Annotated in this window: 24 protein-coding genes; 12 read left to right on the top strand and 12 right to left on the bottom strand. The window is 71.5% G+C overall.

Translation table 11 applies throughout. The features are described from left to right. Positions 1-9: 9 nt before the first annotated feature. From ABZ893_RS01475 to ABZ893_RS01465, 3 genes are all read right to left on the bottom strand, one after another. Positions 10-588 (bottom strand): dihydrofolate reductase family protein, encoded by a 579-nt coding sequence (locus ABZ893_RS01475; RefSeq protein ID WP_361394935.1) that lies wholly within the window; start codon positions 586-588, stop codon positions 10-12. Between the two features lie 94 nt (positions 589-682). Next, positions 683-1,882 carry a MalY/PatB family protein gene (locus tag ABZ893_RS01470; RefSeq protein ID WP_361394932.1) on the bottom strand — a complete coding sequence of 400 codons (1,200 nt, stop codon included), beginning with the start codon at positions 1,880-1,882 and terminating at the stop codon, positions 683-685. A gap of 102 nt (positions 1,883-1,984) precedes the next feature. Further along, complete coding sequence (locus ABZ893_RS01465) at positions 1,985-2,677, bottom strand: GNAT family N-acetyltransferase (protein WP_361394929.1); 693 nt, start codon at positions 2,675-2,677, stop codon at positions 1,985-1,987. A gap of 139 nt (positions 2,678-2,816) precedes the next feature. On the opposite strand from ABZ893_RS01465, the gene ABZ893_RS01460 reads away from it, so the two are divergent. The 3 genes from ABZ893_RS01460 (at position 2,817) to ABZ893_RS01450 (ending at position 4,983) form a co-directional block, all read left to right on the top strand. Then, positions 2,817-3,461: a carbonic anhydrase gene (locus ABZ893_RS01460; RefSeq protein WP_361394926.1), complete on the top strand. Its 645-nt coding sequence runs from the start codon at positions 2,817-2,819 to the stop codon at positions 3,459-3,461. Between the two features lie 122 nt (positions 3,462-3,583). After that, a complete protein-coding gene (locus tag ABZ893_RS01455) occupies positions 3,584-4,147 on the top strand; it encodes a DinB family protein (protein WP_361394923.1) in 564 nt (187 codons plus the stop codon). Between the two features lie 47 nt (positions 4,148-4,194). Beyond that, positions 4,195-4,983 (top strand): hypothetical protein, encoded by a 789-nt coding sequence (locus ABZ893_RS01450; RefSeq protein ID WP_361394921.1) that lies wholly within the window; start codon positions 4,195-4,197, stop codon positions 4,981-4,983. Positions 4,984-4,996: 13 nt separating this feature from the next. On the opposite strand, the gene ABZ893_RS01445 is transcribed toward ABZ893_RS01450, so the two are convergent. Beyond that, positions 4,997-5,737: a VOC family protein gene (locus ABZ893_RS01445; RefSeq protein ID WP_361394918.1), complete on the bottom strand. Its 741-nt coding sequence runs from the start codon at positions 5,735-5,737 to the stop codon at positions 4,997-4,999. A 197-nt stretch (positions 5,738-5,934) separates the two neighbouring features. On the opposite strand from ABZ893_RS01445, the gene ABZ893_RS01440 reads away from it, so the two are divergent. The 4 genes from ABZ893_RS01440 to ABZ893_RS01425 all read left to right on the top strand — a co-directional run bounded on the left by ABZ893_RS01440 (position 5,935) and on the right by ABZ893_RS01425 (position 8,960). Continuing rightward, positions 5,935-6,834, top strand: coding sequence for a universal stress protein (locus ABZ893_RS01440; RefSeq protein ID WP_361396050.1), 900 nt, complete (start codon positions 5,935-5,937; stop codon positions 6,832-6,834). A gap of 83 nt (positions 6,835-6,917) precedes the next feature. Further along, positions 6,918-7,100 (top strand): hypothetical protein, encoded by a 183-nt coding sequence (locus tag ABZ893_RS01435; RefSeq protein ID WP_361394914.1) that lies wholly within the window; start codon positions 6,918-6,920, stop codon positions 7,098-7,100. Between the two features lie 91 nt (positions 7,101-7,191). Then, on the top strand, positions 7,192-8,142 hold the full coding sequence (locus tag ABZ893_RS01430; RefSeq protein ID WP_361394911.1) for an ABC transporter ATP-binding protein: 951 nt from the start codon (positions 7,192-7,194) through the stop codon (positions 8,140-8,142). Further along, on the top strand, positions 8,139-8,960 hold the full coding sequence (locus ABZ893_RS01425) for an ABC transporter permease subunit (RefSeq protein ID WP_361394908.1): 822 nt from the start codon (positions 8,139-8,141) through the stop codon (positions 8,958-8,960). The genes ABZ893_RS01430 and ABZ893_RS01425 overlap by 4 nt, the downstream gene beginning before the upstream one ends. Before the next feature lie 30 nt (positions 8,961-8,990). On the opposite strand, the gene ABZ893_RS01420 is transcribed toward ABZ893_RS01425, so the two are convergent. The 3 genes from ABZ893_RS01420 to ABZ893_RS01410 are packed head-to-tail and all read right to left on the bottom strand — an operon-like array spanning position 8,991 to position 11,197. After that, positions 8,991-9,860, bottom strand: coding sequence for a universal stress protein (locus tag ABZ893_RS01420; protein WP_361394906.1), 870 nt, complete (start codon positions 9,858-9,860; stop codon positions 8,991-8,993). 11 nt (positions 9,861-9,871) lie between these two features. Beyond that, complete coding sequence (locus tag ABZ893_RS01415) at positions 9,872-10,540, bottom strand: DUF4389 domain-containing protein (RefSeq protein WP_361394903.1); 669 nt, start codon at positions 10,538-10,540, stop codon at positions 9,872-9,874. Between the two features lie 51 nt (positions 10,541-10,591). Beyond that, positions 10,592-11,197 carry a CBS domain-containing protein gene (locus ABZ893_RS01410; protein WP_361394900.1) on the bottom strand — a complete coding sequence of 202 codons (606 nt, stop codon included), beginning with the start codon at positions 11,195-11,197 and terminating at the stop codon, positions 10,592-10,594. 309 nt (positions 11,198-11,506) lie between these two features. Here ABZ893_RS01410 and ABZ893_RS01405 point away from each other — a divergent pair, with 309 nt between their 5' ends. Next, positions 11,507-12,508, top strand: a complete 1,002-nt coding sequence (locus ABZ893_RS01405; protein WP_361394898.1) for a nitroreductase family protein — start codon at positions 11,507-11,509, stop codon at positions 12,506-12,508. 37 nt (positions 12,509-12,545) lie between these two features. Here ABZ893_RS01405 and ABZ893_RS01400 read toward each other — a convergent pair whose 3' ends face one another. Both ABZ893_RS01400 and ABZ893_RS01395 read right to left on the bottom strand, forming a co-directional pair. Further along, positions 12,546-13,454, bottom strand: a complete 909-nt coding sequence (locus ABZ893_RS01400) for a universal stress protein (protein ID WP_361394895.1) — start codon at positions 13,452-13,454, stop codon at positions 12,546-12,548. Positions 13,455-13,812: 358 nt separating this feature from the next. Beyond that, the gene (locus tag ABZ893_RS01395) at positions 13,813-14,115 is read right to left on the bottom strand and encodes a dsRBD fold-containing protein (RefSeq protein WP_361394892.1); all 303 of its coding nucleotides are present in this window, start codon (positions 14,113-14,115) and stop codon (positions 13,813-13,815) included. 181 nt (positions 14,116-14,296) lie between these two features. Between ABZ893_RS01395 and ABZ893_RS01390 the strand changes: the two genes are divergently transcribed. Genes ABZ893_RS01390 through ABZ893_RS01380 form a run of 3 tightly spaced genes read left to right on the top strand, consistent with a single transcriptional unit; the run spans position 14,297 to position 16,304 of the window. Next, positions 14,297-14,767, top strand: a complete 471-nt coding sequence (locus ABZ893_RS01390; protein ID WP_361394889.1) for a cyclic nucleotide-binding domain-containing protein — start codon at positions 14,297-14,299, stop codon at positions 14,765-14,767. Next, positions 14,764-15,411: a CBS domain-containing protein gene (locus ABZ893_RS01385; protein ID WP_361394886.1), complete on the top strand. Its 648-nt coding sequence runs from the start codon at positions 14,764-14,766 to the stop codon at positions 15,409-15,411. The genes ABZ893_RS01390 and ABZ893_RS01385 overlap by 4 nt, the downstream gene beginning before the upstream one ends. Next, on the top strand, positions 15,408-16,304 hold the full coding sequence (locus tag ABZ893_RS01380; RefSeq protein WP_361394883.1) for a universal stress protein: 897 nt from the start codon (positions 15,408-15,410) through the stop codon (positions 16,302-16,304). Before ABZ893_RS01385 ends, ABZ893_RS01380 begins: the two co-directional genes overlap by 4 nt. Positions 16,305-16,370: 66 nt before the next feature. On the opposite strand, the gene ABZ893_RS01375 is transcribed toward ABZ893_RS01380, so the two are convergent. From ABZ893_RS01375 to ABZ893_RS01365, 3 genes are all read right to left on the bottom strand, one after another. Beyond that, complete coding sequence (locus ABZ893_RS01375; RefSeq protein WP_361396047.1) at positions 16,371-16,811, bottom strand: pyridoxamine 5'-phosphate oxidase family protein; 441 nt, start codon at positions 16,809-16,811, stop codon at positions 16,371-16,373. A gap of 67 nt (positions 16,812-16,878) precedes the next feature. Next, a complete protein-coding gene (locus tag ABZ893_RS01370; RefSeq protein WP_361394880.1) occupies positions 16,879-17,580 on the bottom strand; it encodes a pyridoxamine 5'-phosphate oxidase family protein in 702 nt (233 codons plus the stop codon). Positions 17,581-17,635: 55 nt separating this feature from the next. Continuing rightward, positions 17,636-18,706, bottom strand: a complete 1,071-nt coding sequence (locus tag ABZ893_RS01365; RefSeq protein WP_361394877.1) for a zinc-dependent alcohol dehydrogenase family protein — start codon at positions 18,704-18,706, stop codon at positions 17,636-17,638. Between the two features lie 271 nt (positions 18,707-18,977). On the opposite strand from ABZ893_RS01365, the gene ABZ893_RS01360 reads away from it, so the two are divergent. Further along, on the top strand, positions 18,978-19,544 hold the full coding sequence (locus ABZ893_RS01360) for a DUF3592 domain-containing protein (protein WP_361394873.1): 567 nt from the start codon (positions 18,978-18,980) through the stop codon (positions 19,542-19,544). The last annotated feature ends 89 nt before the right edge of the window (positions 19,545-19,633 follow it).

The following is a 19,633-nucleotide window of genomic DNA, read 5'->3' as shown; positions in this document are numbered from 1 at the left end:
ACTCCGGCGCTAGGCGTCCCGGGCGAACGCGTAGGTGAGCCGGGCGAGGCTCTGGCCGACGCTCCGCGTGGTGAGGAGCCGCAGAGACGTCTCGTAGCCGTTCTCCCCGAAGAGGCGGTGCCCGCCGCCGAGCACCACGGGATGGACCATGAGGCGCAGTTCGTCGGCCAGATCGAGCTCGATCAGTGTGCGTACGAGCCTGCCGCTGCCGTACACGACGATGTCCCCGTCCAGTTCCCGCCTCAGCTTGCTGACCTCGGCGGCCACCTCGCCGATGAGGACCGTCGAGTTGGTCCATCCGGGGTCGTCGAGCGTCGAGGACACGACGTACTTGGGGAGGCTGTTCAGCCGGTCCGCCCACGCGCCGGTCCGTGACGGCCACCGGGCGGCGAACCACTCGTAGGTCCGCCGCCCGAGCAGCAGCGCCGAGGTGCCGAGGGCCTCGTCGTACTCGACCTTGGTCCACTCCATCAGGTCCTCGTCGCCCATGCGGCCGAACCAGCCGCCGTGCCGGAAGTCCTCGTCGCCGGTCGGGTCCTGGATGACGCCGTCGAGCGAGACGTTCTCGCTGATCACGATCTTTCCCACGCGGGGCCTCTCCCTCGGTCGGGCACAGGTCCGCCGGACCTGTCCCCTCAAGCCTCGGGTGGGACCGCCGCTTCCGCAGCCGCGCGGCGTCCGCTCAGAGTGCGGCGACCGCCGTCGTGAGCCGGTGGATCGCCTCGTCCACCGTGGCGCGCGGGCAGCCGAGGTTGACCCGCATGTAGCCGTGCCCCTCGCGGCCGAACTTCTGCCCCTTGTCGAGCCACAGGCGGGCGTTGAGCAGCATGAACCGGTCCAGGTCCGCCGCGTCCATGCCCAGGCCCCGGCAGTCCATCCACGCCAGGTAGAGGGAGTCGGCGGGCAGCACCCGCACCTTGGAGGTGGCCGCGTTCACGGCCTCGGCGAAGTGCGTGTGATTGCCGCGCAGATAGGTGAGGAGCTCCTCCAGCCAGGGCTCGCCGTGCGTGTATGCGGCCTCGGCGGCGACCGCGCCCAGCACATTGGCCACGGGAAAGACGTTGCGCTCGTACTGGCGGGCAAACTCCTCCCGCATTCTCCGGTCCGGGATGAAGACGTTCGCGCACTGGAGGCCCGGCAGGTTGAACGTCTTGCTGGGCGCCGCGCACGTGATGCTGTTACGGGCGAATTCCTCGCCGAGTGACGCGAACGGGATGTGCTTCCTGGCCGGATTGATGATCAGGTCCTGATGGATCTCGTCCGCGATGACGAGAACGCCGTGCCGGGCGCAGATCTCGCCCATCGTGCGCAGATCTTCCTCGGACCAGACATTCCCGGTCGGATTGTGCGGGTGACTCAGGATGAAGATCTTGGTGTCGGGCCGGATCGCGGCCTCGAACGTACGCGGGTCGAAGGCGTAGCCGTCTTCGGTGCGCCGCAGGGGCGCGTACGCGAGGCGGCGGCCGTTGAGCAGGACGTCCTCGTGGAAGTGGGCGTACACCGGCGGCTGGATGAGGACGGAGTCGCCGGGGGCGGAGAACGCCTGGACCGCCGTCTTCAGGCTGGTGATGATGCCGGCGGTCTGGACGACCCAGCGCCGGTCCACCTCCCACCCGAACCGTCTGGCCTGCCAGCCGGTCACGGCGTCGAGATAGCCGTCGGAAGGACCGCCGGGATAACCGAAAATGCCGTAGTCCACGGCTTCGTGCAGTGCGTCGACAACCGCGCGCGGGGCCTTGAAATCGGTGTCGGCCACCCACATCGGAAGGGGATCCGCCGCCGCTTCCTCGGGGGCGAGGAATTCCGGGGCGGTGTCCCATTTCATGGAGTTGGATTTCTTGCGTTCGATGACCTCGTCGAATATCGAGAATTCGTCGCTCACAGTTCATCCCCGGGGTTGGGTGTCCGACTGACGGCTGCCGAAACTCTGACCCGGCCCCGGCCCGCCGCGCAAGATCCGTGCAGGTGGCAGTCAGGTGGCAGGTCAGGGCGTGCGGAAGCCGCGGAACGTCACGGGCTTGCGCACCTCGAAGCCGAGGCGCTTGTAGAGCGCGACGGCCGCGTCATTGGCGGCCGCCACGTGCAGGAAGGGGCGTTCGTCCCGGGATTCGACACGGCCGATCAGGTCCCGGACGAGCAGGGCGGCGTAACCCCGGCCGCGTGCCTCGGGCGCCGTGCACACCGCGCTGATCTCGGTCCACCCGGGCGGACGCAGGCGCTCACCTGCCATCGCGACCAGCGCGCCGTTCTCGCGGATGCCGAGATACGTGCCGAGTTCGTGCGTACGGGTGCGGAAGGGGCCCGGGCTGGTGCGGGCCACGAGGTCGAGCATGTCGGGGACGTCGGCGGGGCCGAGTTCGACGACCTCGGGGGCGGGGCTCGTAGCAGCGCCGGGCGCCACGTGGACCATCTGGAAGCCGTCGAGGGTGAACACCGGTGCCCAGTCGGCCGGGGGTGATGCCGGGGAGCTGAACATGTCGGCGAACTCGCCGGGGCCGAGCAGGGTGGCCAGGTCGGACCACGCGGACGGCCCCGGTGCGGCGGAGACGGCGGCGAAGGTGGCGACGTCCGGGTGATACGTGGCCGCTTGGCCGAGCCGGCGGGCCAGGTGGGCGTGGTGGCCGCCGAGCGACGCGGCGACCGGGTGGTCGAGAGCTGTGTCGTGGGGGACGTGCATGTGTGTCCTTCTGCCGAGTGCATGGGTGTACTCGTTCTGCCGCGTACGCGGTGTGCTCGTTCTGTCAGGTGCACGGTCTACTCGTACGTCGGTGTACTCCCGAGTGGGCGGGCCCGGAACCGGATCGTAGGCTGCGTCCATGACAGACGCGCTCACACCCACCACGCCCGACGAGGCCTTCGAGACGCTGCTGGCGGGCAACCGCCGGTTCGTGGCCGGAGCGTCCGCCCACCCCAACCAGGATGCCGCGCGCCGCGCCGAGATCACCTCGTCGCAGAGCCCCTTCGCCGTGATGTTCGGGTGCGCCGACTCCCGTCTTGCCGCCGAGATCATCTTCGACCAGGGTCTCGGCGACCTGTTCGTGGTGCGCACCGCCGGCCATGTGGTGGGCACCGAGGTGCTCGGCAGCATCGAGTACGGCGTGAGCCTGCTCGACTGCCCGCTCGTCGTGGTGCTCGGGCACGACTCGTGCGGGGCCGTCGGCGCTGCCCGCGCCGCCGTCGAGGACGGTGCGACGCCCGGGGGCTTCGTGCGTGACGTGGTGGAACGGGTGACACCGAGCGTTCTTTCGGCGCGTGCCGCCGGACGGGTGACGGAGCAGGAGATCCTGCACGAGCACATCCGGCACACGGTCGACCTGCTCCTCGAACGTTCCCGCGCACTCGCCGAGGGTGTGGACGCCGGACGGGTCGCGGTCGTGGGCATGGCGTACCAACTCGCCGACGGAACGGCGGAGTTGATCGCCTCGCGCGGGCTGAGCGACAAGTACGAGGTACGGGACTGAGGGGCCGTCGGCGTTCGGCGTGGCGGAGCCGGGCCTACCGGCCCCCGCGGTGAACGCCTGACTTGGCACGCACATCGCGACACCCCGCCGCTCCATCCCCCCGGAACCGACAGGTAGACCCCATGCCCGACCTGCGCAACCCGCACAGCCTGCCCGACCTCACCGGGCTGCTGCACGAGTACGACCGTGCCCGCGCCTACACCGACGACCTGTGGCGGGACCTCACCCCCGACGAGGTGATCTGGCGCCCGAACGAGGACTCCAGCGCCATCGGCTGGCACCTCGGCCACCAGGCACACGTGGCGCACTTCATGGTCCGCAACCTCACCGCCGCCGAGCCGAGCCCCGACCCGGAACTGGACGCCGTGATGGACTCCGCCAACCCGGAGAAGTTCCGCGGAGCGCTGCCCACCGTCGACCGCCTCGCCACGTTCCGCGACACCGTCGCCGAGCGCGTCCACGCCCGTATCGGAGACATCGCGGCCGGACGTGTGGGTGCGCCGAATCAGCTGGCCATCGTCGCGACCCATCTGCTGACCGCGCTGATCAACCACGAGTACCAGCACGACCAGTGGATCGGTGAGGTCCGCGCCGAGAACCTCGGCCACGCGCTCCCGTCGGACCCCGCGTCCGACCTGCTCAGCCGCGTCGACGGCTACCTCGTGCTCCAGCCCTACGGCTGCTGACCGTACCGAACTGCCAACGTACGCATCCGAGTTGACTGGAAGAAACGATGATCCGCACCCCTCGTCCGACGGTCGAGGCGATACTCGGCGTGCTGCCCGAGCTGGGTCCCCACGCGCGCGACGCCGTCATCCTGCACCCCACGCGCGGGGAGCCGGGCCCTCACGACAGCTCGATCGGCGGGCCGCTGCTGTGGCCGGGCGACGAACCGTGGCCCGAGTGCGCCGAGCCCGACGAGACCGACCCTGACGGCGAGCCCGCGACGGCCATGGTGCCCGTCGCGCAGATCTTCCGGCATGACGCGCCGGGACCCTGGTGGCCCGACGGCGTCGACCTGTTGCAGATCCTGTGGTGCCCGAACGAGCACTGGGACGCGCCGGACCAGCAGGCCGAAGGCGGCCCGGTGGTCGCCCTGCGCTGGCGCCGGGCCGCCGACGTGACCGGCCCGCCGACGACTCCGCCCCCGCCCTCGCGCCACGAGGAGGACGGCTATCTCCCGCAGGCCTGCACCATCACCGCCGAGCCCGTGACCGATTTCCCGTTCCGTGATGAGCTGCCGGAAGAACTCCAGCCACGGCTCGAGGAGTTGGTCCGCGCGACCGGCGACGGCGGCGACGTCATCACCCGCCTCGCCGGCTGGAAACTCGGCGGCTGGCCGACCTGGCACCTGAACCAGCCGAGGGTCTTCACCTGCGACGACTGCGGCACGGCCATGACGCTCCTGTTCACCGCGGCCAGCGACATCGAGACGGACGTGGTCGTCGGCCGGTCGGGAGACCTGCGTGTCTTCACCTGCCCGGCCGACCACCGCCACCCTTTCCAGGCGGACCTGCACTGACCTGAGCGGTGAACTAGGACCGGGAGAGGACGCAGAACTCGTGTCCCTCCGGGTCCGACAGGCACGTCCAGGAGACGTCGGGGCCCTGCCCGACGTCGAGATCGGTGGCCCCGAGCGCCCGCAGCCGGGCCACCTCGGCCGCCTTGTCGTCACCGACGTCCGGCACCACGTCGAGATGAACCCGGTCCGGCACGGTCTTCGCACCGCCCCGGCGGAATTCGAGATACGGGCCGACGCCCTTGGCCGAGCGCCACACCGCGTGGTCGTCGGTCACCTTGTGCAGGGTCCAGTCCACCGCCTCGCCCCAGAACCGGGCCATGGCACGCGGATCCACGCAGTCGACCACGACCCGGGCGAGCGGCCCGGTGTCGCGGTACGACTCGCGAGGCTCAAGCACGCAGAACTCGTTGCCCTCCGGATCGGCGAGCACCGTCCACGGCACGTCACCTTGGCCCACGTCGGCCGGTTTCGCACCGAGCGCCTGGAGGTGGGCGACCAGCTCCGCCTGATGGGCCGCCGAGCTGGTCGCGAGATCGAGGTGCACCCGGTTCTTCGTCGTCGTCTTGGGTTCCGGGACGGCGATGACGTCGATACAGACGCCGACCGGGTCCCGCCAGTCGAAGCCCTCGGGCTTGGCGGCGGTCGCGCCCGGTTCCTGGCTGCTGATCCGCCAGCCGAGCGCCTCCGCCCAGAACCGGCCGATCGCCGCGTCGTCGACGGCCTTCATGTTCACCAGGACAGGTCGCAGTGTCATGCCCGCGACCCTACGCACGCTGCGACGACCTCCGCAGGGGTTTTCTGGCGAGCCACGATCAAGGCGCTGACCAGCAGCGATACTGCGCGCTACCGGCTTGCGGTGCCGGGTGCGGGACCGACCGGCCCTACCGGGGGAGCGTGCCGGGTGCGAGCGTGGCTGCGAGGGAGACCGCGCCCGGGAAGGCGGTGGCGGCGATGGACGCGCCCGTGGTGGTAGGCGTCGACGGATCCGACGGCAGTCTCGCGGCTCTGGACTGGGCGGCCGACGAAGCGATGCGGCGCGGCCGCCCGCTGCGCATCGTGCACGCCTCGCTGTGGGAACGCTACGAAGGCGTCGTACTCGCGTCGACCGCCGAGCGGCCCTCCGCCCAGGTGCTCGCGGAGAACATCGTCGGCACGGCCGCGGACCGGGCCCGCCTGCGCGTACCCGGCCTCACCATCACGACGGACGTCCTCGCCGAGGACGCGACCGGCGCGCTCCTCAAGCAGGGGTACGACGCCGTGCTCCTCGTCGTCGGGTCACGTGGCAGGGGAGCGCTGGCCGGGCTGCTGCTCGGGTCCGTCGGCCTTGTCGTGGCCGCCCGGTCGAGCGGCCCGGTCGTCGTCGTCCGCGGGGACCGGCACGCACTTGAGGGGCGCCACGAGCGGATCCTGCTCGGCATCGGCGATCACGACGTGGACTCGCCGGCCGTCCGGTTCGCCTTCCACGAGGCAGCCGTCCGGAATGTCGAACTCGACGTCGTCCGCACCTGGCGCCGGGCGGCCCGCGACCCCGTCCACCACCCGCTCATGACCGGCGAGTTCGACGCGCACTTCGAACGGCGGGCGTCGGACTTCCTCGACAAGGCCCTGTTGCCGATGGTGCGCGAGCACCCTCAGATACGACTGAGCAGAAGCACGGTCGAGGGCCCCGCCCGACGGGTGCTGGCCGAGCGCTCCGCAGCGGCCGATCTGCTGGTCGTCGGGGCGCGACGGCGGGACTCACTCTTCGGTCTGGAACTCGGCAGGGTCGCCCACCGGGCGCTCCACCACGCCGAGTGCCCGGTCGCCGTCGTACCGCAGCACCACCCGTCCCCGGCGGACGGTGCCCCATGACGAACCCCGCCGAACGGCACCACGTGGGACGGGACCCGCGTATCGCCGTCGGCGAGCCCGCCCGACACAGAAGGGGAGTGGCTATGCCCCGTAGGAACCGACGTCACCTCGCCAGGAACTCGACTCTGCCGAGCAGACTCGAACGCCACGCGGCCACCGGCCACGCGCCGCCCAAGCCACCCGGGCCCTTCCAGCGTCCCGCGGTGAAGGACGAGCTGCCGCAACGTCCCGTGCACACCGTCCAGGTCTCGGCGGCCTTTCTCTGACCGACCCGTCTGCACGAGTCGGCCTCCGGTGCATCCTTGAGGAAGAAGTGCGTCACTTCGTCCTCGGACCCAGCTGCGGGAGGGCGGTCGTATGTCGGAACGGGGCGGGCCCGGCGGAACTCCCGCCATCGAGCTGAGCCGGCTCACCAAGCGCTACGGATCGGTCGTCGGCGTCGAATCGCTGACCCTGACCGTCGAGGCCGGCGAGGTCTTCGGCCTCCTCGGACCCAACGGAGCGGGCAAGACAACGACCCTGCGCTGTCTCGCCGGACTGCTGCGCCCGACGACCGGAAGCGCGAGCGTTCTCGGCCTCGACCCCACCCTGGACCACCCGCGACTCGCGCCCGTACTCGGCTATCTCCCCGGTGAGTTGCGGTTCTATCCCGAACTCACGGGTGACGAGACCCTGGATCTGCTGTCCGCCCTGCAACAGGCGCCGTCGCCCCGCCGCCGGGAGCTGTGCGAACGCCTCGACCTCTCGGACCGGGACCTGCGACGCCCGGTCCAGAGCTATTCGCGCGGCATGAAGCAGAAGCTGGGGCTCGTCCAGGCACTCCAGCACGAGCCCAGACTCGCCGTGCTCGACGAACCGACGGAGGGCCTGGACCCGCTCGTGCAGGAGACGTTCTACGCGCTGATGGCGGAGGCCGCCGGGGCAGGCCGCACGGTGCTGCTGTCCAGCCACGTCCTGCCGGAGGTTCAGCGGGCCTGCGAGCGGGTCGCCATCATTCGTGAGGGCCGGCTCGTCGCCGTCGAACGCGTCGCCGCGCTCCGGGAGGCGCGTGCGCGCCGGATCCGCGTCACCCTCGACGGCACGGGCGCCGCCGGTCCTCGCAGCCTCGGGGCGGCCGACCGCTGGAGTCCGCGCTGGCAGGGCGACCGCGCCGAACTCCTCGTACCGCCAAGTGACATCACGGACACCTTGCGTCAGCTGCTGTCCCTGCCCGTCGCCGACATCACCGTCGAGGAGGCGGGCCTCGACGAGGCGTTCCTGGACCTGTACCGAAACCAGGACCGGGCGTTCGAGGGCGACGGGTCATGAAAACCCGCCTGCCACTGCTCTGGCTCGCCCTGCACCGCAGGCGGCGAATGCTCCTCGCCGTGCTCATCGGCATGGTGGCCTTCGAGACGCTGATCATCGTCGTGACCCACGCGATCCCTCCCGGCCAGATCTTCTCCGCCGCCGGCCGGGAGCCGCCTTCGGCGTACCGGGCGTTCAGCGGCTCCACCGGGGACGTGTCCATCGCCAGCTATCCCGGGCTGCTCGGCGCGGGCCTCGTCCACCCGTTCTGGATCGCGCTCCAGCTGACGGTGATCGGCTCCCTCGCCGCTGCCGCCGTGGCCGCCGACGTGGAATCCGGCACCGTCGAACTCGTCATGGTCCGGCCCGTCACCCGTACGCGGCTCCTCGCCGAACGCACCGCGGCGCTCCTCCTCGCCTCCGCCGCGCTGGTCGCGGCCGGCACGCTGACCGTCGCGGCCGGAGTGGCGTTCTCCCCGCAGATCCACGCGCACGTCGGCCTCCGGGGCGTACTCGCGGCCGGGGTCATGGGATACGCGTTCACGCTCTGCATGACCGGGCCCGCGCTCGCGGTGTCCGCGGCTGGACGGCGACGGTCCCAGGTCCTCGGCACGGTCGTCGCGATCGGCGCCGTGGGGTTCGCCCTCAACTTCATCGCCCTCGCGTGGCACCCGGCCGCACCCCTGCGGTACGTGAGCCCCTTCCACTACTACGCACCGGGCGACGCCCTGGCCCGGGGCGCGATCCTCTGGCCGCAGCTCGCCGTACTGGTGGGGGTCGGCGCGGCGGGGCTCCTGGCGGCGCACTTCCTGCTGTGCCGCCGCGACCTCGCTCCGTGAGCGGACTCAGCCCCCAGAGCGGGGGCGCGGCTACTCGTGTGCGACGACCGCGACAGGTGCCCGCGAGTGGTGGAGTACCGCGTGGGTGACCGGGCCGATGTGGGTGCCGACCGCGGTCCGGCGGATGTGCCGGCCCACCACGACGAGCCCCGCCCCGGCCCCCGCCTCCACGAGCTGCCACGCCGTCCGCCCGACCGACGCCTGTGCGGTGACGGCGACTTCGGGGTACGTCGCACTCCACGGGCGCAGCATCTCGTCCAGGCCGGACTGCGCCTCCTTCTCGGCCTGGGCGCGCAGTCCCGGGTCGTACGCGCCTCCGTATCCGGCCGACTGAGGAAGGTCCCAGCTGTGCAGCGCCCGCAGCCGGACCGACCGGCGGGCCGCCTCCTCGAACGCGAAGGCCAGCAGGGCGTCGCAGGGCCTGCCGGTGTCGACGCCCACCACCAACTCGCTGTCCACAGCGGGTAGTTCAGTGCCGTTCTTACCCGCGCGCACCAGCACCACGGGCCGCTCCGTCGCGTGGATGACCGCCATGCCGACGGAGCCGAGGACGAACCCCAGGAGCGTGCCGTGGCCCCGGGAACCGAGGACGAGCATGTCCGCCGAGTCGGCCACGGAAGGGAGCGCCTTCGACGGCGGTTCGTCGCGTGACTCGGTGGTGACGTCCAGGCCGGGGTGGCTGTCGCGCAGCTCGTCCGCCGCGTCGCTCAGCAGCTTCTCCGCCCACCGGGCCCGCGTCTCGGCACCGGCGTGGGGGAGGAGGTTGCGGGCGGTCGACCGCGCTTCCGCGTGGACGAGCCGGAGCGGGACCCCTCGCATCAGCGCCTCGCCCGCGGCCCAGTGGGCGGCCGCCAGACTCTCCCCGGAGCCGTCGAGGCCGACGGCGACGAATCTGCTCATGATGGCCATCCTCAGGGTTCCCGGACGGGGTCCGGCACAGCGTCGAGGGGCTCGTCCCCGCCCATGTCGAGGCGGAACGGCGGGTACACGTCGGTCATGAGCCCGGCATAGGCCGCGACGCGCAGCACCCACCGGTCGAGCCCGACGACGAGATCGAAGAGATCGCGCGGGTACTTGCCGGTGAAGGCCAGGATGACAACCGCGATGAGCGACAGCAAGCCGATGAGGCCGCCGCCCCACCAGCCGGTGTGCACGGCACCGGTGAAGATGCCGATCACGAGGTACTGCGGGAGCGCGAGCAGCCACCACTTCACCAGGACCAGCCAGCGGTTGAGCCGCTCCGGGTAGGCGATGTCGAGCCGGGCCGGATAGTCGGGTTCACGGCCGAGGCTGAAGGGCGGGTACCGGTCGGTGCCCAGCGCGCTGTGCGCGTAGTACGACACACGCCAGGACCAGCGCAGCACACCCACGTTGAAGTCGAAGAGGGGCCGTGGGTAGCGCTCCGTGAACAGGATCGCGAAGAACGCGATCACGCTCACGACGGTGAACCCGATCCAGAGGAAGGCCAGCACGATGTAGTGCGGGATCGCCAGAAGCCATTTGACCAGCCACAGCCATCGGGACAGTGGCGAGTCGAGTCGGGCCGAGACGACGACGGGGTGCAGGGCGCTCGGCAGCATGGTGCTCAGCTCCTTCGGGTCTCCGCGCAGCCACGGCGCGTCCGCGCGCGGCTACGTCGCTACGGTGTCGTCCCGCTCGTAGGCCAGCCGGTCGATCACGTCCACCACTCCGTCGACGCTGTGGCACAGCCGCACGACGACGGGGACGAGCATCCGCCGCTCCACCGTGCCGCTGAGGGTCACCACACCGTCGTCGACCTCGACGGACACGGCCGACGGGCTGAGCCGGAGCGTGCGGGTCAGGACGTCCTCGACGATCTCCTCCCGGATCGACTTGTCACGGCGCAGGTAGAGCTGCACGAGGTCGCTGCGGCTCAGGACGCCGACGAGCCGGCCGGTGGCGTCGACCACGGGCAGCCGCTTGACCGCGTGCCGGCCCATGACACGTGTGGCACGGACGACGCTCCAGTCGGGTGAGGCGGTGATGGCGGGGCTGGACATGATGGCGGCCGCGGTGGTGGAGCCGGTCCCGGTGGCGCGACGGTGCAGCAGGTCGGCCTCGGAGACGACACCCACAGGACGCCCGTCCTCGTCCACGACGGGCACCGCGGTGATGTCGAACTCGTCGAGGAGCCGTGCGATCTCCTTGAACGGGGTCCCGGCCCGGACACTGACCGGCGTCGCGGCCATCAGCTCACCGACTGTGCGGTGCCTCATCGCCACCCCTGATCAGCCACGTCGCCGACGCTACGCAGGTGCATCGTCCCGCCTCCAGAAATCCCGGATCCGGCCTCAGCGCTCGGATCCCACGACAGAGTCTGAGTACCCCTTCCCCGGCGGGCCAGGGCCGTCCGGGGCCCATATGGGTGCTGACCGGTCCTTTTGCGGGGGCTTCGCGGCGTGGTGGGCCCCGCGGCGGCCGACGGGCCCGGAGGTGGGACCGTTCGGCCCTTTCGGGTGCGCGGGCGGGCGGCGGAGGCTGGTGCAGGGGAGGTTCAGCGTTCGTCTGTCCGGAATGGGAGAACCGTGACCATCACCGCTCTGACCCGCAAACTAGTCACCTCGCTCGTCGAGGACGCCGTCACCGCACCGTCGATGCACAACGCACAGCCATGGCGGTTCGTGCACCGCGTGGGCACCGGCACCGTCGAGCTGTACGGAGACCCCTCGCGCGTCATGCCACGCGAGGACCCCGACCACCGCGCACTCCACATCGGCTGCGGCGCCGCCCTCTTCGGCCTGCGCGTCGCCGCCGCGCACCACGGGCTGCACGCAGGGGCACACCTGCTGCCGGACCCCGGTGACCCCTGGCACATGGCCGACGTCCGCCTCCGCCCCGCCGTTGTCGAGCCGGGCGACGAGGACGAGACCCTGTCCGACCTCCACCCCGTACTGCGCAAACGGCACACCAGCCGCTTCCCCTTCAGCGAGGAGCGGGTCCCCGCCGAGATCTTCGACGGGCTGCGCGCCGCGGCCTTCCTGGAGGGCTGCCGGCTCGGTGTGCCGGGAGCGTGGCACACAGACACCGTCCTCGACCTCGTCCACGTGTCCGAGCTCTTCGAATCGGCGGACCCGTCGGTGCGCGCCGAGGTCGCCGCGTGGATGCGCACCGGCGCGACCGAGGAGGGGAACGAGAAGGAGGGGATCCCGGCGTACGCGTTCGGGCCGAGGCAGTTCGACGTCACCACACCCGTCCGTGACTTCGACACCCGGCGCGGTGCCACCGGCCGTACCTCGGCCCGGTTCGAGAAAACCCCCCAGATCGCCCTCCTGGGAACCTCGCGGGACGCACCCGAGGAGTGGCTGGCGGCAGGCCAGGCACTGCACCGCGTCCTGCTCCAGGCCACCCTCGACGGCCTGTCCACCTCACTGATGTCCCAGCCGCTGGAGTGGCCCGAACTCCGTTCCCTCGCCCGGGATCCCGGAGCGACGGCGGGCTACATCCACATGGTGATCCGCCTCGGCTACGGTCCCAAGGGCCGGGCCACACCCCGCCGCCCGGCCGAGGACGTGCTCACCTTCGAGTGACCCGGTCCAAGAATGACCCGGTCCATACGACGTACGACTACGACGACTCGTCGCCGCTCGCGAACGCGGGCGGCACGATCTCGACCGGGCAGTGGGCGTGGTGGATCAGGGAGTGGGCGACGCGTCCCAGGGACGGCCCGACGCCCCAGTGGCGCTTGTGGCCACGGCCCATCACCACGAGGTCGGTGTCGGTGCTCGCGTCGACGATGATGCCGGGGGCGCTCGTGCCGGTCTCCACGTGGTGGCTGACGATCAGGCCCGGGTAGAGGTCACGGACCCGGTCGGCGAGCTCCTTCAGCTCGAGCACCCGGGAGTGGGCGATGTCGTCGAGATCGTCCAGCATGGTGGCGACGGTGCCGACCTGGCCGAGCACGTTCCAGACGCTGACGAGGCGCAGCACCGCCTTGCGGGCGTCGGCCTCCGCCGCGGCGATCAGCAGCCAGCCCAGGTCCTTCCGGCCGGACACGGCCGCGGTGACCGAGCCCGACTCCGGGCGTTCGCGCTCCCCGCGCACGACGATCACGGGCACCTCGGTGTGGGCGGCGACGCCCAGGCCGACGGAGCCCAGCATGAGGGTGGAGAATCCGCCCAGGCCGCGATGGCCCACGACGATCGTTCCGTTCCGGCCGGCGCACTCCCGGAGCCCGGACACCGCCTCGTGACGGCTGAGTTCCGTGGTGACGGCGAGGTCGGGGAAGGACTGGTGGACCGCTCGAGACGTCGACGACAGCAGTTCGCCGCCGGCCTCGCGTACCGAATCGAGCATCTCCGCGCTGGCGATGTGGGCGTGCCGGTGTGTGTCGATGGCGTGGACGAGCCGCAGCGTCCGTCCGCGCTGATCGGCCTCGGCGGCGGCCCAGAGCGCGGCCGTCCGCGCGGCGGACGAGCCGTCGACTCCGACGACGACGTCGCCCAGCTCAGGCCGGGCAAGGGTCTCGCTGGTCATGGCTCCTCCTTCGCGACCTCACAACACCTCGTACGCCGACGGCGTCGCGGCAGGCACGGCACGGATGCCCGGCGGCTGCCGTCGGGACCGGCCCGGCCTGTGGCCTCGAACGCGGACAACGGACAGATGGAGGCCCCAGGCCGGTGCGGTTCCCTCGAGGGGAGAAGGGGCTATCCGCTTCTCGCGGATCCTGATCGCGCGGTGCGCGGCCCGAAACCGCTTCTCCGCGTCCTGTAAGGCGGGCCCCTCCTCACGTTCAGCAAAGCACCGGCGCGGCGGCCGGTGCGAGGGCTGCCGGGGCCTCGCGGTACCCCGTTCGGCCCTTGTCATGGCGACGCCGCACAGGCTTCGACGTTGCCTAAGTCGCCGCGATGTCCAGCCACCCCGAGTACGGCTTGAGGGATTCCTCCTGCGTCGGCGACCCCAGCGCCTGCATGTCCCCGTACGCCGTCCGCTTCAGCTGCTCGCCCAGGTTCTCCATGGCCCGGCCGACGGCGAGTTCGTCCCCGATCTCCGGCACGTCCTTGTCCTGCGGAGCGCAGCGGGCACTGCTGTGACCGGTGAGCCTGTTCGTACCGGTGTCCACCTCGACGCGGGCCTTCGTCGTCCGGTCGTCCTCGGAGACGTAGAGCCGGACCTTCCACTCTGCGACGTGCGACATGACGCACCTCCCGTGCCACCAGTCTCGCCCCGTCGCGCACCGGCAACCAGGCCGAACGGCCCTCCTCCGGGCCCGTGCGGCCCGTTGTGCCGGGTACCCGCGGCACCCACGCTGGAACCACGAGCGACCTACGGGCCGAGCGACAGACCAACGGGCCGGAGCGACCAAGGGGGCCGGTGCGATGTCAACCGCCACCACGATGAACGCGGCGCTCTCCGCCGGTGTACGCGAACGGCTCATGCAGTTCGCCCACAACACGTCCTTCGAGGCCGGGGACCGCGTGTTCGAGGAACGCGGGCGCGCCGACCGCTTCTGGATCCTGCGGACCGGCACCGTCGCCCTCGACCTGCATGTGCCCGGCCGCAGGCCCGCCGTCGTCGAGACGATCGCGCACGGTGAACTGGTCGGCTGGTCCTGGCACTACCCGCCCTACCTCTGGCATCTCGGTGCCACGGCGATGAGTCCGGTGCGGGCCTGGGAGTTCGACGCCGAGGCCGTGCGGGAGCTCTGCGAACAGGACGCGGAGTTCGGCCGGGCCGTCGCCGTCTGGGTCGGGCTCGTGGTCGCCGACCGGCTGCGCGCCTCCCGAGCCCGGCTGCTAGACCTCTACGCGCCCTACGGCAGCGGCGGTGCCAGCGGGGAGCCGGAATGACCCACCGAGTGAGCGACGTGATGACACGCTCCGTCGTCGCCGCAGGCAGGAAGACATCCTTCAAGGACCTCGTCGAACGCATGGAAGAGTGGGGGATCAGTGCTCTGCCCGTGCTGACGGGCGACGGCCGGGTGATCGGCGTGGTGTCCGAGGCGGATCTGCTGCCCAAGGAGGAGTTCCGGGACAGCGATCCGGACCGCTCCACCCAGCTGCGCCGGATGGCCGACATGGCCAAGGCCGGCGCGGTGTGCGCCGAGGAGCTGATGACCACTCCGGCCGTCTCCGTCCACGCCGACGCCACGCTCGCCGAGGCGGCGCGCGTCATGGCGCTCCGGCACGTCAAGCGGCTGCCCGTCGTGAACACGGAGGGCCTGCTCGAAGGTGTCGTCAGCCGGGGGGACCTGCTGAAGGTGTTCCTGCGCCCGGACAACGACCTCGCCGACGAGATACGGCGCGAGGTCGTCGACGTCCTGTTCCCGGCCCCGGTGGAGCCCGTCCACATCGTCGTCGTCAACGGCGTCGCGACGCTGACCGGGGTGGTGCGGGACGCCGACGGCATTCCGCTCGCCGAGCGCATGGCGCTGGGTGTCGAGGGTGTCGTGGACGTGGACTGCCGGCTCACCGCGAGAGGAGACCCGCCATGACTCCGTACATCGTCGCCGGTGTCGACGGCTCCCCGGAAAGCCTCGCGGCCGCACGCTGGGCCGCTCAGGAGGCCGTGCTGCGGGAGGTGCCGCTGCACCTCGTCCACGTGGAGGACTGGCCCACGACGCCGTCGGTCCCGGTGGCCTTCACCCCGTCGGCGGACACGTGGTCCGAGAGCCTGCTGAGCGACGCGGCGGACCAGGCGGGCGAGGACCACCTGGGCCTGGACGTCGTGACCCAGCATGTGCACGGCCGGGCCGGGGAGCAGCTGACCCTCGCCGCGAACGAGGCGGATCTGGCGGTGCTCGGCTCGCGTGGCCTCGGCGGCGTGGTCGGCTTCCTCATCGGTTCGGTCTCCCTCGCGGTCGTCGCCACGGCCACGGAGCCCGTGGTTCTTGTACGGCGTGAGGTGGGCGCGCGGCCACCGGCCCCCGGCGAACTGGAATCGGGAACCGTCCGCCCCGTCCTCCTCGGTCTCGACATCTACCAGCCGTGCGACCCGCTCATCGCCTTCGCGTTCGCCGAGGCCGCCCGCCGTTCCGGAATGCTGCGCGTCCTGCACAGCTGGTCCCTGCCCGCCTCGTACGGGTACGCCGCCATCACCGACCCGGGCATCGGCGTGGCGCTCGGACAACATGCCTCCGAGGGACTTACGGACATGCTGCGGCCGTGGCGGGCCAGGTTCCCGGGGGTCGAGGTCACGGAGAAGGCAGTGGTCGGCGCAGCGGCCGGCGAACTCCTGCACGCGGCGCGGGGCGCGGAACTGGTGGTCGTCGGACGCCAGCGCAGGCGGCCCCCGCTGGGGCCCCGCATGGGCCCGCACATCGGTCACGTCGCCCACGCGGTGATCCACCACAGCCCGGCGCCGGTGGCGGTCGTCCCGCTCGACTGACCGTTCGCCTGACCGTTTCAGCAGTCCCGGCCACGCCCTATGAGCCAGGCCCTATGACGCCAGGCCCTATGATCGTGCCGCTCTCCTGGGCACCCTGACGCCCGCCCCGAGCGCGCTCCCGCTCACCAGCACCGGCTCGATCCGGAAGAACACGTCATGGTGCGACGACCGCCACGCGCGCGGCCCGGTCCGGCGCAGCCGCACGTACTCGGCGGGGTCGGTCACAGCGGTCGCACGACCGGTGACCAGGACGCTCCAGCCGCGCGCCTCGGCCGGATCCACGTCGTCCGCCTGGAAGCCGACCACGGTCTGGTCGATCGCGCCCACGAGCGGCGACCGCGCCGAAGTCCGCACCACCACGGCGGAGTCGGCGTCCAGGCAGAAGGCGACGGGCAGCACGGCGGGCAGGGCGTGGCGCGTGTGGATGATGCGGCCGACACGTGCCGTGCCGAGCAGCCGCAGGCACTCCCGCCGGTCCAGCTCACGGACGCCGTCCATGGGGTACATAACCGGGCTCGACTCTCCTGCCACGGTCCCAACTCTCCTGCCTCGTCCCCGTCTTCATCCGTCGGCGTCAGTCCTCCCGTCGCACCACGACGATCCGGCGCCCGCTGACGCTGTCCGGTTCGACCCGCACCCACATGTCGCGCTCACCGCCCGCCCAAGGACCGCTGTACGCGAGGGCGTTGAGCCGGCGTACGGTGTCCGGGTCCGTCACGACCCGGGCGCGGCCCTGGAGCAGCACGCTCCAGCCCTGGCTGAGCGCCTCGTCGATCCGGTCGACCTCGAAGGCGACCTGGTGGCCGACGGCGGTGGCGGGCGTCGCGCCGGGTGCCGTCCGGAAGGCGATCGTGCCGTCCACGACGGTGTAGTTCAGCGGAAGGACCAGCAGACCGTTCGGAGCGTCGATCGCGACCCGGCCCACGCCGTGCGTCGACAGCCGCTCCCAGCACTCGTCCACGCTCATCTCGGTCAGCTCGGGCTGCGCCGCCGCCTGGCCGATGCCGGGCGGCAGCCCCACCTCGCCGCCGCGCAGCGTCGCGACGTCGATGCCCAGCGCGTCGGCGAGCCGGATCAGGACACCGATGCCCGGCATGGCGGTGGACTTCTCCTCCAGGTACTGGATGTATCCCGGGGCGGTGCCCACCTTGGCGGCGGTCTCCTCACGCGTGAGACCGAGCTCCTCGCGCCGCTGGGCGATGCGACGCCCGATGTCGCCCTGCGCGCCGCGCGCCGCCGACCGCGAACCCGCGTCCGGCCCGTCGTGCTCCGACATCGTGCAGCACCCCTTCCTGTCAGTACGGTCAGGACATCCGGGATGTTCAGGATGTTCAGGACGCCCTGACCGTCAGCGTGTCATGACGCGGTTCTCCGAGGACGACCTTGAGCGCGCCCGTGTCGGCCGCCCGCGAGAAGACGTCGTACGCGTCCTCCATGGCGTCCAGCTCGAAGGTGTGCGTGACCAGGGCCGACGCGGGCAGACGTCCGGCCGCCATCATGCGCAGCAGCGTCGGGGTCGAGTGTGTGTCGACCAGGCCGGTCGTGATCGTCACGTCCTTGGTCCACAGGTCTTCGAGGTGGAGCGTCGCCGGTTTCCCGTGCACACCGATGTTCGCGACATGACCGCCGGGCCGCACGACGCGCGTGCACAGTTCGAAGCTCTCCGGCACCCCCACCGCCTCGACCACCACATCGGCGCCGAGGCCTTCGGTGAGGTCCGCGACTAGCTGTTCGGCCTCGTCCCCTGCGAGGGCCACCGCGTCGGCGCCCAGGTTCTTCGCGGCGTCCAGCCGGGACGGTTCGAGGTCGACGGCGATGATCCGCCCGGGGGAGTAGAACCCCGCCGTGGCCATCGTGGCGAGACCGATCGGACCGGCGCCCACCACGACGACGGTGTCCCCGGGCGCCACCCGCCCGTTGAGGACGCCCACCTCGTAGGCGGTGGGGAAGATGTCGGCCAGCAGCACCGCGGCCCTGTCGTCCACCGCGCCGGGCAGCGGGTGCGTGGACATGTCGGCGTGCGGGACACGGACGTACTCGGCCTGGGTGCCGTCGATCAGATGGCCGAGGATCCAGCCGCCACCGCCCAGACACTGCCCGTACACGCCGTCCCGGCAGAAGCGGCAGCGGCCGCAGGCCGTGATGCACGAGACGAGGACGTGGTCGCCGGGCCGGACGTTGCGCACGTCGGCGCCCACCTCGACGACCTCCCCGACGGCCTCGTGCCCGAGGACCGTGCCGGGGCGCACCTCGGGCACATCGCCCTTGAGGATGTGAAGATCCGTTCCGCAGATGGTGACGGCCTCGACGCGGACGACGGCATCGGCAGGATCCTGGATACCGGGATCCGGGACGTCCTCCCAGGCGGACGCACCGGAACCGTGGAACACGAGTGCCTTCATGACGATTCCCTCCGGTGCCGTCGATTTCCCCGTGCGCACCTCTTGTATCCAGCGTGCCTGTGACCGACTCTCTCCACATGGGCCGGGCGGCCCTCAAAGGCCGGCCGAGCGGAACCGCATGGCATCACGGCCCCCTGCCCGACGCGCGAGGGGACCACATGGCCCGTATGCCGGTCCGGCCGGCCCCTTACGCCGGCCGTCCTCCCGGGTGTGACCTTCTTGTGGGGGAACAGGTGACGAGGAGGTGCGCTCCATGCGTACACCCAAGTCAATGAGGCAGTTGTCCTGGCGGTGGCGGAGCAATCCGCTGCGCCGGCGCGACGATGTCGTCGAGAGCTGGATCATCCTGGTCATGTGGGTCGTCATCGCCCTGGGCGGGGCGCTGGTCGGAATCGTCACGGCCCAGGCGGCCGACGCGTCGTTCGACCAGCTGCGCAGCGACCGCCACCAGACCCAGGCGGTACTCGTCGAGAGCACCGCCCACGCGGCACAGGCGGGGCGGACCGACGTCTACGGGCATGTCCTGACGAAGGTGCGGTGGACCGCGTCCGACGGCGTCGTGCACACCGGCGGCGCCTCCGTGAACTCCGGACTCAAGACCGGTGCGCCGGTCAAGGTCTGGGTGAACAACAACGGTCAGCTCACCGGACAGCCGCCCGCCGCGAGCGCCGCCGCCATCGAGGCGGGCGCGCTCGGAGCCGGGGCCGCGATCGCCTTCGGCGGCGTGATCTTCGCCGGCGGCCGCTTCGCCCGGTGGGGACTGGACAGGCGGCGCTACGAGCAGTGGGGCCGCGAGTGGGAGCAGCTCGGATCGCCGCACGGCCACAACTCGACCTGACGCGCCGCGCGGGTCACGTCCTGCCGGGCACCCGCCGGGTGCCGGGCGGACCGGCCGCAGGGCCGGGTGGCCCATGGTGAAAGGCCCTG

The organism is Streptomyces sp. NPDC046821 (genome assembly GCF_040645335.1).
GTDB lineage: Bacteria > Actinomycetota > Actinomycetes > Streptomycetales > Streptomycetaceae > Streptomyces.
This window is presented reverse-complemented; position numbering and strand designations above follow the sequence as displayed.

Coding starts and splice junctions, on each gene's coding strand:
- ABZ893_RS01460 (WP_361394926.1), top strand. CDS start 2,817: ATGACAGACGCGCTCACACCCACCACGCCCGACGAGGCCTTCGAGACG.
- ABZ893_RS01465 (WP_361394929.1), bottom strand. CDS start 2,677: ATGCACGTCCCCCACGACACAGCTCTCGACCACCCGGTCGCCGCGTCG.
- ABZ893_RS01435 (WP_361394914.1), top strand. CDS start 6,918: ATGCCCCGTAGGAACCGACGTCACCTCGCCAGGAACTCGACTCTGCCG.
- ABZ893_RS01455 (WP_361394923.1), top strand. CDS start 3,584: ATGCCCGACCTGCGCAACCCGCACAGCCTGCCCGACCTCACCGGGCTG.
- ABZ893_RS01370 (WP_361394880.1), bottom strand. CDS start 17,580: ATGTCGGAGCACGACGGGCCGGACGCGGGTTCGCGGTCGGCGGCGCGC.
- ABZ893_RS01420 (WP_361394906.1), bottom strand. CDS start 9,860: ATGAGCAGATTCGTCGCCGTCGGCCTCGACGGCTCCGGGGAGAGTCTG.
- ABZ893_RS01390 (WP_361394889.1), top strand. CDS start 14,297: ATGTCAACCGCCACCACGATGAACGCGGCGCTCTCCGCCGGTGTACGC.
- ABZ893_RS01450 (WP_361394921.1), top strand. CDS start 4,195: ATGATCCGCACCCCTCGTCCGACGGTCGAGGCGATACTCGGCGTGCTG.
- ABZ893_RS01415 (WP_361394903.1), bottom strand. CDS start 10,540: ATGCTGCCGAGCGCCCTGCACCCCGTCGTCGTCTCGGCCCGACTCGAC.
- ABZ893_RS01410 (WP_361394900.1), bottom strand. CDS start 11,197: ATGAGGCACCGCACAGTCGGTGAGCTGATGGCCGCGACGCCGGTCAGT.
- ABZ893_RS01360 (WP_361394873.1), top strand. CDS start 18,978: ATGAGGCAGTTGTCCTGGCGGTGGCGGAGCAATCCGCTGCGCCGGCGC.
- ABZ893_RS01445 (WP_361394918.1), bottom strand. CDS start 5,737: ATGACACTGCGACCTGTCCTGGTGAACATGAAGGCCGTCGACGACGCG.
- ABZ893_RS01375 (WP_361396047.1), bottom strand. CDS start 16,811: ATGTACCCCATGGACGGCGTCCGTGAGCTGGACCGGCGGGAGTGCCTG.
- ABZ893_RS01440 (WP_361396050.1), top strand. CDS start 5,935: ATGGACGCGCCCGTGGTGGTAGGCGTCGACGGATCCGACGGCAGTCTC.
- ABZ893_RS01430 (WP_361394911.1), top strand. CDS start 7,192: ATGTCGGAACGGGGCGGGCCCGGCGGAACTCCCGCCATCGAGCTGAGC.
- ABZ893_RS01425 (WP_361394908.1), top strand. CDS start 8,139: ATGAAAACCCGCCTGCCACTGCTCTGGCTCGCCCTGCACCGCAGGCGG.
- ABZ893_RS01395 (WP_361394892.1), bottom strand. CDS start 14,115: ATGTCGCACGTCGCAGAGTGGAAGGTCCGGCTCTACGTCTCCGAGGAC.
- ABZ893_RS01365 (WP_361394877.1), bottom strand. CDS start 18,706: ATGAAGGCACTCGTGTTCCACGGTTCCGGTGCGTCCGCCTGGGAGGAC.
- ABZ893_RS01380 (WP_361394883.1), top strand. CDS start 15,408: ATGACTCCGTACATCGTCGCCGGTGTCGACGGCTCCCCGGAAAGCCTC.
- ABZ893_RS01400 (WP_361394895.1), bottom strand. CDS start 13,454: ATGACCAGCGAGACCCTTGCCCGGCCTGAGCTGGGCGACGTCGTCGTC.
- ABZ893_RS01385 (WP_361394886.1), top strand. CDS start 14,764: ATGACCCACCGAGTGAGCGACGTGATGACACGCTCCGTCGTCGCCGCA.